Source organism: Ktedonobacter racemifer DSM 44963 (assembly GCF_000178855.1).
In the GTDB taxonomy this organism is placed as follows: Bacteria; Chloroflexota; Ktedonobacteria; order Ktedonobacterales; family Ktedonobacteraceae; genus Ktedonobacter; species Ktedonobacter racemifer.
The window spans coordinates 906,809-920,077 of sequence record NZ_ADVG01000003.1; the positions used below are offsets into that span (position 1 = coordinate 906,809).

At 54.1% G+C, this 13,269-nt stretch carries 10 protein-coding genes; 5 read left to right on the top strand and 5 right to left on the bottom strand.

The genetic code is table 11. The annotated features are described in order from the left end of the window. The first annotated feature begins 131 nt into the window (after nucleotides 1-131). Nucleotides 132-731, top strand: a complete 600-nt coding sequence (locus KRAC_RS32960; RefSeq protein ID WP_007914831.1) for a TetR/AcrR family transcriptional regulator — start codon at nucleotides 132-134, stop codon at nucleotides 729-731. Between the two features lie 183 nt (nucleotides 732-914). Further along, complete coding sequence (locus KRAC_RS32965; RefSeq protein WP_007914832.1) at nucleotides 915-1,640, top strand: class I SAM-dependent methyltransferase; 726 nt, start codon at nucleotides 915-917, stop codon at nucleotides 1,638-1,640. A 115-nt stretch (nucleotides 1,641-1,755) separates the two neighbouring features. Here the strand turns inward: KRAC_RS32965 and KRAC_RS32970 are convergent, their stop codons facing one another. From KRAC_RS32970 to KRAC_RS32985, 4 genes are all read right to left on the bottom strand, one after another. Next, nucleotides 1,756-2,379, bottom strand: coding sequence for a type 1 glutamine amidotransferase family protein (locus KRAC_RS32970; protein ID WP_007914833.1), 624 nt, complete (start codon nucleotides 2,377-2,379; stop codon nucleotides 1,756-1,758). Between the two features lie 90 nt (nucleotides 2,380-2,469). Next, on the bottom strand, nucleotides 2,470-3,234 hold the full coding sequence (locus tag KRAC_RS32975) for a phytanoyl-CoA dioxygenase family protein (protein ID WP_007914834.1): 765 nt from the start codon (nucleotides 3,232-3,234) through the stop codon (nucleotides 2,470-2,472). Nucleotides 3,235-3,346: 112 nt separating this feature from the next. After that, nucleotides 3,347-4,294 (bottom strand): alpha/beta hydrolase, encoded by a 948-nt coding sequence (locus KRAC_RS32980; protein ID WP_007914835.1) that lies wholly within the window; start codon nucleotides 4,292-4,294, stop codon nucleotides 3,347-3,349. Nucleotides 4,295-4,389: 95 nt separating this feature from the next. Further along, nucleotides 4,390-6,654, bottom strand: coding sequence for a helix-turn-helix domain-containing protein (locus tag KRAC_RS32985; protein ID WP_007914836.1), 2,265 nt, complete (start codon nucleotides 6,652-6,654; stop codon nucleotides 4,390-4,392). A gap of 1,036 nt (nucleotides 6,655-7,690) precedes the next feature. On the opposite strand from KRAC_RS32985, the gene KRAC_RS32990 reads away from it, so the two are divergent. From KRAC_RS32990 to KRAC_RS62975, 3 genes are all read left to right on the top strand, one after another. Next, nucleotides 7,691-8,326, top strand: a complete 636-nt coding sequence (locus KRAC_RS32990; RefSeq protein ID WP_007914837.1) for a class I SAM-dependent methyltransferase — start codon at nucleotides 7,691-7,693, stop codon at nucleotides 8,324-8,326. A 416-nt stretch (nucleotides 8,327-8,742) separates the two neighbouring features. Continuing rightward, nucleotides 8,743-9,204, top strand: coding sequence for a GNAT family N-acetyltransferase (locus KRAC_RS33000; protein WP_007914841.1), 462 nt, complete (start codon nucleotides 8,743-8,745; stop codon nucleotides 9,202-9,204). Between the two features lie 281 nt (nucleotides 9,205-9,485). Then, nucleotides 9,486-11,822 (top strand): protein kinase domain-containing protein, encoded by a 2,337-nt coding sequence (locus tag KRAC_RS62975; protein ID WP_007914843.1) that lies wholly within the window; start codon nucleotides 9,486-9,488, stop codon nucleotides 11,820-11,822. 245 nt (nucleotides 11,823-12,067) lie between these two features. Here KRAC_RS62975 and KRAC_RS33010 read toward each other — a convergent pair whose 3' ends face one another. After that, nucleotides 12,068-13,240 carry a phosphotransferase family protein gene (locus KRAC_RS33010; protein ID WP_007914844.1) on the bottom strand — a complete coding sequence of 391 codons (1,173 nt, stop codon included), beginning with the start codon at nucleotides 13,238-13,240 and terminating at the stop codon, nucleotides 12,068-12,070. Nucleotides 13,241-13,269: the final 29 nt, after the last annotated feature.

Here is a 13,269-nt window from a genome sequence, read left to right on the forward strand (position 1 = left end):
ACAGACAGATCCGCTTGAGACATACTGTTTCAGATGGACCTTTGTGATCTTTTTCTCAGTGTAGTTGGGCGAATGCTAAGAGACAAGACTCAATCAGGGAAATATGTCTCAGATGAGACAAGGAGCGTAAAATGACTCAATCGGCAAGCAATCTACGCGTGAGACGGACGCAGAAACTGTTGCGGGAGGCGTTAGTTGAGTTGATCGAGGAGCGGGGCTTCGAAGCACTCACCATCGGCGAATTGACCGAGCGTGCGATGGTGAGCCGGGCCGCGTTCTATCGCAATTATCAAGATAAATATGACCTGGTGGAACAGATCTTTGAGGAAGCCATGAGCGCCTTGCTCAACGCGGTTGGAGAGATGGGTCCAGGGCAGCATCCCCCAGAGGTCTGGGTAACATTCTTCGAGCATATCGCAAAATACGAGCGACTCTATCGAGCGCTGCTGGGCAGCAAGGGAAGCCCCTGGTTTGTAAGAAAGATGCGTGCGTCTCTGGCTGACCTGGTCAAAGAGCATGGGCAGGGACATGGGCTAGCCAGGTCTACTGTGGCAGACCAGCCTGTCCTCTTACTCTCCGATGGGTTGGTGCCAGACCTGGTGTCCACGATGCTTGTGGAGGCTATTACCTGGTGGCTTGAACAGGGAAGACCGTCCACGCCTAGAGAAATCGCCACGCGCTGTACCCTGTTGGTGTCTGCACTCTTCAAGGAAGTGAGCACCTGGCACTGATAGGGACCAGCTTCAGCTGCCATCAACATCATGGGTATATCTCGCAAAATAAGCTCTCTAATCGCTCTTCATGCGCCTCCTGCTACAGAAGAGTATAGCATAGTCTAGCTCATCCTTCTTCAGCAATATGATATACTAAGCGCTGTTTATATGTGCAGATAAAGAACATAAAAGGAGAAGACAATGGAGCAAATAAACAACGCGGATGCCATAAGCTCGTGGGGAAAGGCTTCTCAGGAGAGTGTCGAGAGTTTTAGCGACGAGGGTGACTTTACGCGCAAATACCTACTTAATGCGGTCATCTTCGCCCTCTTGGGAGACGTAAAGGGCAAACGTATCCTGGATGCAGGCTGTGGGCAGGGCTATCTCTCGCGCCTACTCGCTAAAAGAGGAGCACTGGTGACCGGAGTCGAGCCAGCCGAGGCCTGGTATCGCTATGCCCAGCGCCGGGAGGAGACGGAACAGCTGGGCATTACCTATCAGCAGGCCGACCTCTCAAGCTGGACCAGCCCCAGCGAGACATTCGACTATGTGATCGCTAATATGGTCTTTATGGACATTCCAGACTTCCAGCCTGCGCTCCACAACTGCGTGCAGGCACTCAAACATCGAGGTGAGCTGATCTTCTCCCTGCTCCATCCCTGCTTTGAGGAGACGGGCGCGGCCTGGAAAGAAAAGGGCTATGTTGAGATTCGCGACTACTTCCAGGAGCGAGCCATCAAACAAAACCTGGGCCACTTTATTCACCGCCCCCTGAGCACATATCTCAATAGCGTCCTCCAGGAGGGCTGTACTATCCAGAACGTCATTGAACCTCAGCTCGACGAGGCCATCGCCCGCCAGCACAACGCAGAGAGGTATTGGCACGTTCCCGGCTACATCGTCATCTCCGCCAGCAAAACCTTCTAGAGATATGTGGGACAAGACTGTTCTCCTGCCCTTTGGAACAGGTAGAAGCTTCCATAAAGGACAGTGCGCTTCCATCAAGCGAAGGGCGAAAAGATGGAACTCTCTATGTCGCAAACTACACGCCTGCGCTCTCCTCAGCGGCTGCCTGTCGCCAGGCGTAGAAGTATGCCTGGTCCCCGGTAGTAAACAGGCCATACCAGGCCTCATGCACACGTGGAGTATAGGCCTGCAACTTCTGCAAAATATGATATGCAAAGGCAATGGAGGCGGTCGCGCTCGCCGTAATCAGGTTGCCATCGGTCACCACTGGCTGATCTTGATAGAAAGCCTCGCCACGATAGCCCAGCGATTGTAGGTACTCGCGAGCATTGCTCGTATGGGGTCTATCATCCAGCAGGCTTGCCAGCGCCAGGCCTGCTGTTGCTCCGCAGATAGCCGCTACAGGCACATCTGCCGCTAAAAACTTCCTGGCTTTATCGATCGCTTCAGGATAGCCGCCTTGCTCCCAGGCACCGCTGCCAGGCAAAATCAACATCGCGCTCTGTGCCAGCTCTAGTTCAGCAAGCTGGAGATCAGGCAGGATGGTCAGGCCACCAGCCGTCCTGACTGGCTCCCGGCCCACCCCAACAGTTCGCACACTATAGCCCACAGCTGGATTATTCAGCATGGGCAGCACATAGCCTATCTCCCAATCGGAGAGGCCATCACACACAAACAAGTGGACAATTCTCTGGTCCATGGGTACCCACCTATCCTTTCTCATGCGCGCAGAGCACTATTTGCTCTCACAATGCTACTGTAGCACATTTACAGGATAGAATTGGCCCTCTTAACCCACCCTGCTATTCACAAAATCGTGCATGCCTGCCCATTCGCGCCAGATATTGGTCATACATTCCCATTGCCACTGTTCGTGGTTGACATGGCGCAGGCGGAAGAAGATAGCGTAGCGGATATAGGGCGAAGTATTTATGGTGATTCCATGCCCCAATTGATAATGGCAGAGGACGGCATCGCCGGGCTGGGCGGTAATCTGCTGTAGCTCAGGCAAATTTACCTCAGGCAGACCCTTGAGGAGGGACTGTGGCGTGTGCTTGCGAAAATAGTCCTCAAATAACCGATGCGTTCCGGGCCAGACCGCCAGGTTACCCATAAAATCATGAGGAATAGCGCTCAGGAAGACGCCGATAAGCGCCGTAAAATTGTCTATCGCTCCCTCTTTGACCCCATTGTTTGGCGAATACATTCCATCCAGGTGGGGACGAGGCAAGCGGGCGGGACCAGGCGCGGGAAAGCGCAGAGCAATCTGGCCACTTTTTACAGGAAGGATACTCCCCTGTCCAATAACCGACTCGCTCAAGCTCCAGAGCGGCGACTCGGTGAGTAAATTGGTAATTTCAGGCGATGCTGTAATTTCTGGGCAGTATGTTTGCGCCCTCAAAATAGGCAAGCGCTGGGGATCCATCCCCTCAGAACCCAACGAGGCGTTTATCGCATGTAAGGCCTTCTCAACCAGTTCCTGAGGCACAATACCAGGCAATGCTACATACCCTTGTTCGTAAAGCGCTTGCTTCTGTGTAGATGTCAATTCCATGACAGAAATCTCCTTCTATGGGCGAACACAGCATTTACATGTTTCTATGCGTTTTTTTATAGTATCAGCTTTTGAGAGAGATCGTCAAACGCCTGGCCAGGTCCTTTAAAAATTAATTCATGTAGCGCTTCAAAAAGGCTCGCGTTTTGGCGGCATACACTTGAGGGTCGGTCGAGTAGGCCATGCCATGGGTTGCCTCAGGAATGATCAGGAGTTCTTTATCGACGGGGCAGGCCTCGTAGAGAGGGTAGGCCATCGAAGTGGGGACGAAGGTGTCGTCCGCGCCATGGATAAAGAGGGTCGGGAGCCAGGTCTTGCGCACCTGCTTGAGGGCCGAGGCCTCACCAAAGAAGTAGCCGGCATGCAGCTTGCAGACCAGGCTCGTCAGGTAGACCAGGGGGAAGGGTGGTAGCTTATACATGCGCCTCAGTTGGTAAGAGAGAATATCCTTCACTGAGGTATAGGCGCAATCGGCAATCACGCATCTGACCTGCTCCGGCAAGCGCTCTCCGCTCGTCATCAGGACCGTCGCGCCCCCCATCGAGATACCATGCAGGACGATTGCGCTCTCTGGACCGACGCGCTGGATGATGTAATGAATCCACTTGATGTAGTCCAGGCGGTCGGGCCAGCCAAAGCCAATATAGCCGCCTTCGCTGGCGCCGTGCCCACGATCATCGGGCATAAACACATTATAGCCAAACTCTTCATGATAGAGCTGAGCCAGCAAGGCCATATCTTTCTTGGCGTGACCAGTATAGCCATGCGCCAGGATGGCAGTCTTCACCGTGGGAGCCGGCGCAGGCAGGTAATAGCCGCGCAATTTCAGTCCATCCATAGACATCATGTCGATGTCCTCAAAGGGCTGCCGCTCGATCCAGGGCGTCTCCTCGACCGGAACATCTCCCTCCTGGTAATTAGGCAGGTCGGGACTCGTCGCCAGCATCTTCTTGCTCGCTTGCCGCACGATCCCCAGGCGATAGAAGTACAGCGTTGTGGTCAGCAACACCAGCAGAACAATACCGAGAATTGCGAGTATAGTCACAAAAATTGTCGACACGCGTACAAATCCTTGTTTCTTAAGATTTTCGCTTATCTTACCATCCTAACTCTACTATAACAAGCGAGCAGGAAACTCTTTCACCTGGCGCCTGCTCAAGCCCAGCCCCAGTTCTTGACCACTTCAACGGGAAGGCTCAACACCTCTAAGACGCGCAGGTAGAGGTCATCAGACCATGCCGGGGAGGGTGAGCAGCGACAGCAGTAGCAATCCATTCCACCGTCGCTTCCCAGCTCAGTATACGCGAAGCGGCAATTGCATTTTGGACAAGTAGCTTTTAGCACAAGCGGCTCTTGGACTCCAAGGCGCTCCAGCCTTCGCCTCACCTTCAGGCGCGCCGGATAAGGGAAAGGATCCACCTGCGGCGGCTCCTGGACAACGCTCGCAGTCCATGCCAGCATGGACCCTACATTCTCGCCGGGCGCTTCCTGGCTATAAGAACCGTCTTGAGAATTTAGCTTCTCTTCTGGCTCTTCTGGCTGCATAGGCACAGGTTGCATTTCATATGGTGGCATAGTGACTTCATGCCATACACTTGACTGCTCATCAGATGTTCGCGCGTTGATTTCAGCTGGCTCGGCTGGCTGCATAGAATCCTCCTCACAAGGCTCCACCACTGGTGTGATGGCTTCTTTATCCGCGTCTTCATCCCTCGCCTGGTTGGCAGGTGTTGGCAGAGGCTCGCCGCGTGAGAGTGCTTTGCAGGCATCGACGACGGCGTTGTTCAGAGCTGTCACAAACCAGGGCATGCGTTTGATCTGCCCCTGGTCGGTGTGGCTACGCACGCCTGCCAGGGCATAGGCGGCATCCTGGTAATATTCTATGGTCTGGTAGAACCAATCCTCGACGACGCTGGCGTGATCCTCCAGGTGCGCCTCGGCAGCAAAGTGCAGGAGGCGCTGCATGTGATTTACCAGGCAGCTCTGCGCCGAGTAGGGATTGGCATCACGGAGCTTCTCCGAGACGCTGTAGCCCAGTATCATCAGGCGGTGCGTCAGGGGCTGGCGAGGCTGCATACGCTTCTGATCCTCGATACTCGGCAGGCGCTGTGGGCGATACTGTTTCGCCACGTCTTTCTTGCCTGTTGGCCTGGCTTTCCCGCCTCCAGCCTTGCGCCGGGCCAGTTCCTCGTGCGTGAGCGGTCCCTGCGCCAGGGGCTGATAGCGCTCCTGCCAGTTGCCACCTCCTGGCTGCACAGCGACCTGGACGGTTGTCTCCTGGACCTTCACCTGGGACAGCTTCGCGGATGGCGCCTGGACCTCCGCCTGGGGAGGCTTCGTCTCTACCACCAGCTCCTCGATCTGTACGCTTGCTTTATGCTCGCTCGCCTGCTCGGGGCCAATTTCTCCAAAAGTGGGAGTGCTAGAAGGCTGCTCGTCCCGAGAATGTTGCTCACAGGAGTCTCCCTGAGTGAGCGTCATCTGCTTGCAATGGTTGCAACTATACTTCTGGCACAGATCCTCTTCTTCTCGAAGAAAAATCTCAAACCATTTCTGCAAAAAATCCAGCTTCGAATTCGAATTCGAACTCTCACTATTAACTTTAGTATCTATACTATACGGGGAATGTCCTTGGAGATATTTATTCCAAAGTGCGCTTATTCTGCCTCTATCGCACTCTAGCATATCTTTCGTATTCAGGAGCGCCCGCACGCGTACACCCAGCTCATCTTTGAGCCTATCATCCTCGTCATAGCAAAAGGAACATGCATGATTGTCGCAACACACGGAGGGGCGCCGTTTATGCTCATGACGGCCTTTGGGTCCCGGCTTCTTCTTGAAGATGCGCTGGTAATTGTCGAAGTCACGCACCTGGTTGAGAATCTCCTCGTGGTGCAGAATATATTTGGCATTGTCCCAGGTGGGCGCTACATATCCCGGCGATTTCTCCCACAGAAAGTAGCGGTATGCCAGGTCATTCAGTGGGTTACATTCTTTGAGAGTCACACGGCGTCGCTGAACGCTCTGATCCTCTCCCTGAATAGAGATCCAGCCGCTCTTCAATATGATCAGGCCCCGGCTGACCAGTTCATTAAGGCCTTTGCGTATCGTACGTTCGCAGCGATTCATGAAATTTGCCAGGGCTTGAACGCCGACATAGGCCTTACCGGTTCGCTTCTGAAATTCAATGATCGCCTCCCAGAGGGCTGCGAGCGCGCGTGGAAGGACATATTTCATTAGACGGCGCAGACGGCGATTCCCCTGCGGACCCTCAAACTCGCGATAGCCAAATTGGAAGGTAGTACTTTCAAGTGGGGTATTTTCGGAGACGTTTTTAGAGACGTTTTTAGAGATTACTGATGCTACTGCTGGCGTATCCTCGCCCTGGTGGCTTCCCTGCACCGGCTGTTGGTGCGGCATAGAGATCTTTCCAGACTGTGGTACTACGCTACAAAACGCATTTATATTGATATTTAACCCATTGACATGGTCAAAGAATAACTGTATTATAGACATACAGTTTTGGGACGGAATTACCTGAGCGAGCTACTGACTGCTAATCGGTACTCCTCACACAAAAGGTGGTTCCGTTTTCCTTTCTATAGAATTATGGCGCGCACCTGCGTAGCAGTGAAGAGCGTGGATAAGAGTAGTAGGGGCATCTACGTGTCTGGCTCATGGTCATGGTGTTGCTATCCCTTCCATCTATCAACCGCCGCTTACACATGCAAAGAAGATGAAGCTATCCTCTCACATGTCTTATATATTGGTGCATTTGTTCTTACTTCCAATCATACCACATAAACCCATCTATTGTACAGCCTTTATCCAAATGTTCTAAGCACGAATTTGTGGTAATACCTCACAGCCAAAATAGCATATACAGATGCACTAAGAATTCCACCGTAAATCACTAGCCTATATTTCCCTAAAATTCAAGCTTTGAAAAGGCAGGCATGCCCAATCCCACAAGCGCCTGGCCCCCTTCAACCATAGGCGTCCCGTAAACGACTCCGCTGGAAAATTTTGTTCAGACAAGTGTCCGAGCTTGGAGAATTGCCCATTGCACGGAGGCGCTTTCCCAGACCGGTAGGGACCCGGTTTACCGCGTCCGAATGCCATTTATGGCAGTGCGGCGAAAGCCTTTTTCGGCCAGTGAAGAAGCCTCCTTGAACGCGACATGACACAAGGGAGCGCTTGGGGCTGCGCCCACAGGCGATCAATCGCCTTCGGACGCGGTAAACCGGGTCCCTACCGGCCTGGAGAGCCATCTCGCGTGGCGATCGTCTGGACAAGATTACAAAATTTCCCGGTGGAATCGTAAATGGGGCGCCTATGGTTGAAGGAGCCTTTGTACAAGATCGCTAGAACTCCCCCTTCTGTGAAGGATTGGCTTCCCGACCGCTATTATGGTATACTAGCGTTCGCTAGAACATATTTTCGCTGGAGGGATTCAATGAAGCTAAAGCAGCGTCTCGACGCCATGTGGGGTCGGCAGCACCAGCGGCCAGTAGGGATACTGGGTCGCATGGTTGGTGAGAGAATGCTACGCCAGCACCAGCCAGAGACCGACTGGACACTGGATCTACTGCAAATTCAGCCTACAGATACAATATTAGAGGTGGGCTTTGGCGCGGGGCGGGGCATCAAGCTGGCCACCGAAAAGGCACCCGCTGGACACGTCATGGGTATTGACCTCTCGAAGACTATGCTTCAGGTAGCGACCAGGCGAAACGCACAGGCCATAAGGGCCGGGCGCGTCATCTTAAAGCAAGGAGACATCGCCGCCCTCCCCTTTGAGGATCAGCAGTTCGACAGGATCATGACCATTCACACCTTTTATTTCTGGTCAGAACCCTCGCTCATAACACAGGAGCTACTGCGTGTCCTCAAGCCTGCTGGCAGGCTGGTCGTCACCCTGGCGACCGGCAAGCTCAACGACCAGGGCGTGGAAGAGTTTAGCCACCTCCAGACACTTCTTGAGGAGCAGGTCGTTCCAGATATGCTGCGCAACGGCTTCAAAGTGGTGCGCCTGGAGCGTGGCCCCTTCTCCCGCCAGTACAACAACGTGGCCCTCATCGGCGAGAAATAAGCACAAACACTAATAATATATTTCAGGTAAAATATGTCGAGAAGAATTTACAGGAAGGCCTTGTTGCGCGCAGTTGAGGCCTTCCTAGATGGCTCCCCTACCGCTCATAAGCGGGCGCAACGTATTATTCAACGCTTTTACCATGCTATCAACAGTAACCTACGGCAGCTGAACATTGATTATATTATCTGGGGCTTTTCCTTCTCTGCCCTGACCGATTCAGTTTTCTATGAGGACAGGCATTTCTTACAAAAGATGAGAGTCGGACAATGATGTGCTCATCGTTTCTCTGTCATGAGCCAGTGACTTCTTGACAGTGGCTTGTCCCAGCGCATATGATCCTTAACAGTAACAAGCAACCGATTGCGCCGCTAGCGAACGGCGCGATCCGCGAGAAGTAGCGGAGGATACGTTTCATGTTCACCTTGCGCCGTTATGAATCTGCTGATCGAGAAGCAGTCGAACATTTGCATGTGCATGCCCTTCAGCAGACCGGGGCCTACCTGGGCCGCGGTCCCTGGGATGATGATGTCTATGCCATCGAGGAGGTATATCTCCAGAATCAGGGAGAGTTTCTGATTGGTGAATGCGATGGCCAGTTTGTCGCGATGGGCGCCTTCAAGCGCACAGGTCCGGAGCGCGCCGAGATCAAGCGTATGCGCGTCCATCCCGATCACCAGGGGCACGGCTACGGCCAGCTCATTCTGACTGAACTCGAAGCCCGTGTCCGCGCCCTCGGCTACCGGACCCTGCACCTCGACACCTCCATCCTCCAGATTCCCGCCCAGAGGCTCTACGAGAAGAACGGCTTCCGCGAAGTAGGCCGCGACAATTATCAGGGCATCGAAGTAATTTTGTATGAGAAGCAAATAAGCTAAAAGTCAAAACATGGGCTCACTCTGGGTCTGCGCCAATATGGATAATCCCGTGGGGGTGCTGACTTCCATTGAATCAGCAGTATTAGCTGATAATTTGCGTGAATGTTGAGCGCTTTTCAGGTTAGCCCCGGCCGCATGAATTCCGCTTCTTTTTTCTACGGTTGCGTACTCAGTATGTGATAATAGGTTTGCTGGCCTACGTAATACCAACAGAGACAGAGTCTCTACTATCAAACAAAAGGCTAATCAAATATCCTCTGTTTCTCGAGTGAGGCTCAAGCATGAACGAAATGGTAGGCAAATATCAAGGTAGGCAATTCGGCAACTATCGGCTCCTCACGCTCATTGGCGAGGGTGGTTCCTCCGAAGTCTACCTGGGCAAACACCTCTACCTCGGCACAGAAGCGGCCATTAAAATACTCGATACCAGGCTTAAAGACAACGAGTTCGCACAATTCAGCAACGAGGCGCGTACCCTTATCAACTTGCATCACCCCAACATCGTAGGCATCCTCGAGTTCGGCATGGAAGCGGGCATCCCATTTATTGTGATGTCCTATGCCCCTTATGGCTCATTGGGTCAGCGTCATCCCGCAGGCACCCGTCTACCTTTATCGATCGTTGTCTCCTACGTCAAATCGATTGCAGCCGCCCTCCAGTATGCGCATAAAAAAAACCTTATTCATCGTGATATCAAACCTGATAATCTGTTGATCGGCAGCGAGAATGAGATTTTGCTCAGCGATTTCGGCATTGCTGTTGTGGCTCACAATACCCATTCGCTGCGCACACAAGACGCCATCGGCACAGTCACCTACATGGCACCGGAGCAACTACGCAAAAAGGCCCGCCCCGCCAGCGACCAGTACGCGCTTGGCGTCGTTATCTACGAATGGCTTTGCGGAGAGCCCCCGTTTGATGGCTCCCCTATAGAGATAGCAATGCAGCATCTGAACGATCCCCCACAGCCACTACGGGAAAAGCTTCCAGGCGTCATACCAGCCGTTGAACGGGTGGTGCTCAAGGCGCTGGCGAAAGAACCCCACCAACGGTTCACCAGCGTGCAGGAGTTCGCTGAAGCCCTGGAGCAGGCTAGTCAGGCTAAGCGGGAAAGTGTACGGGAAACCCCGCAGCGCGGCAGAAGAAGGGCGGAGGTGCCATCCTCTCAGTTGCGGAAAAATCTTCTTTCTTCGCCAAGCAAAGCAGCACTTCTCATGCTATTGCTCCTTGTCGTTCTTGGGGCCGTAGCCGGCAATAGTCTTCTTTCGTTTGTGAAACACCAGCCTATCCCTACCCCTCGCCCCACTTCTTCGGTTCACGCCTCACTGGGCGTTACGCCTACCGCGCCAGATGTCTCTTCCAATGGGGCTTCAGCGGGCTGGACGATGTTCGGTTTAGATGCTCAACATACAGAAGATAATACACTTGAACATACTCTCAACCAGACAAACATCCCCACCCTGCAAACCGCCTGGACAAGCTATACGGGTTACAACCTTCACCCTCCGGTCGTGGCCAATGGCGTCCTCTATATTACTTCCAGCCAAAATGTCGCCTCACCAGATGGGAACGCCTATCCCGTCAGTACCCTCTATGCGCTTGACAGTCAGACAAGCAAAGTACTGTGGAAGAAGTCAAATTTGCCCGTTCAGGCAGGGGGACGAAGTCTCTACGACGACTCTACAAGCGATATCTATACAGTAGCTGTAGCCAATGGCGTCGTCTACGCCGCTGCGGTCTCCGGTATGCTCGACGCCCTCAATGCGCGCACAGGCGCTCAAATCTGGTCGATCCGCCTTACCGATGCAGTCTCCGATACCTATCAGAATGCGGCGCCGATCGTGGTAAACGGTACCCTCTACCTCCACACAATCAATGGAAACGTCTACGCAGTCGATGCTAGGTCAGGGACCGTTCGCTGGAGTACCCATGTAGATGTTCCCACCAACCCGAGAAATGGCGGAGCGAGCATACCTGCTGAAGCGAATGGGGTCGTCTATGTGGGGGGCAGTCAGTACTTGTATGCGTTCGAAGTCAGGAACGGCGCAATGCTCTGGCGCGGCATGGTAAACAGTTGGGACCCTTTTACCCCAGTCGTGGCACAAGGAATAGTCTACGCTGCTGCGGATACCGGCAATGTATTTGCCTTTAACGCAACCGGCTGTGACGCAGCGATCTGTTCCCCTCTCTGGAACTCCTCTTTTGGCCTGCCCAAGTCTACCGGTGCACTGGGTCAGATAGACTATCCCCCATCTGTAGCCAATGGCGTGCTCTATTTGGGGACGGTGGCAGATCCTGTCTTTGGAGGGGGATATCTGTTCGCCGTGAATGCCAGAACGGGGGCCACGCTCTGGAATGCATCTATCGACAAAACTGGCGTCGCGGGTGAAGGTGGTTTCTACGCTTCGCCAGTCGTGGCAAATGGGGTTGTCTATGTGATTGGTCAGGATGGCCAGTTCTATACCTTTCGGGCTGCTGGCTGCGGAAGCGTCACCTGCAAGCCATTCTGGATGGCAAACTTTCGCAATAACTTTGGTCCTGGATACTCGATCACGGTTCTCGATAGCAGCGTGTACCTGGCGACACCCGGAGCGCTCTACGCGCTCCGCTTACCGTAGGCCGCGCTGTGGCTGAGTATTTCGCCCGGTTGTGCTGTATGGGAAGCTGTTGACTCGCCACTAGAACCCATCATCCGCGTGCCTTCTTTGGCAGAGGAGTGACCTTGCTCTCACAGGAGCATAATGGGAAAACAGGAGCGTTTTGGCTAGCGCCGAAGTGCGATTAATCGCCTTCGGACGCGCTAAAGCTGGTCCCTACCGGAAATGAGTGCATCCCCCTTATTATTCTCCTTATTAAGTAGCGCCTATATGGTATTAAAGGCCGGGTAGTAAGGAGGATCGGCGGCCTCGGGCCAGCGTTGGGTGAGTTGCTGGGCGCAAGTGCGCAGAGTGTCGCCGACGGCCTGGAGGTAGCCAAAAGATGCACAGGCCTGAGCAGCGGAGTTGAGATAGAGCAGGAAGCGCTGGCGGTCGGTAAGCGCGATCAGCAGGCGATCCTGCTCGAGCATCTTTTCCAGGGGGCGCATCATAGCGTGAAAGCTCAGCGCCCAGGCGACGCAGGCCCCGACCAGGGCTGGGTAGAAGAGCGCATCGTCCGCCGCCTCAGGACAGCCCTTTGCCAGCTCGGCCCGGTAGACGGCCTCCATGCGCTGGATCAGCGGCTCAGGCATATGGTAGACACACCAGCAGGTCGGAAAGGGCATACGACAATAGACCCCTTCGAGCAGTGCGTGGGTATAGCGAGCTCCCTCGAAGTCTAGCAAACACCAGTTCGCGCCATCGAAGAGGAAGTTATCCGGCGCGGCATCTGACTGCACAAAGACATTGAAGGAGCCAGGGGCGAGCAGGAAGTCACGCAGGCTCTGTAGCTCTTCCTCCGCACCCGGCGCTACTGGTACGTCTAGCAATTCGGCGATCTCATACAGGGCCGAGGAAAGCCATTCATAGTTATAGTAGCTATTGCTGCTCTCGGCTGGCCCCAGTTGCTCGCGTATCCGCAAATACTCCGCTTCGCGCCCAGCTGTCAGGGCGTGCAGGCGACCATGCAGCCTGGCATAAGCCATCAGCCCGGCCTCGGCGGCCTCCGCATCGCTTCCCAGCAGCAAATGGTCCAGGCGCGTCCCTGCCTTGAGGTCCTCCATGACATACAGCCCCACCTGCGCATCTCCGCCATAGAAGGCTGGCGCGAACGGCTCCGAAGCGTCCACCTGGCCTAAAAACTGCAAACTGGCCCAATCATTAAACAACTGCCAGGCCGCATCACTCCCCGACTCACGAGCGAACGCCTCACTATTGGTATGCTTCACAATTACGCTCTCTGGCGCCGTGTCTGGTCCCTCCAGGACCGGGAAGCGCAGCACACGCGAGCGCGCACTTCCCTGTAGCTCCTCTCCCTCACCCAATCGTACCCGCCCACCAAATCTCTCTGAGAGAATACTCTCGGCCCTCTTCCCAGCCGTCAACAAGAGATCGCCCATAACACCTTCCTTCTATTTAAAGTACAATC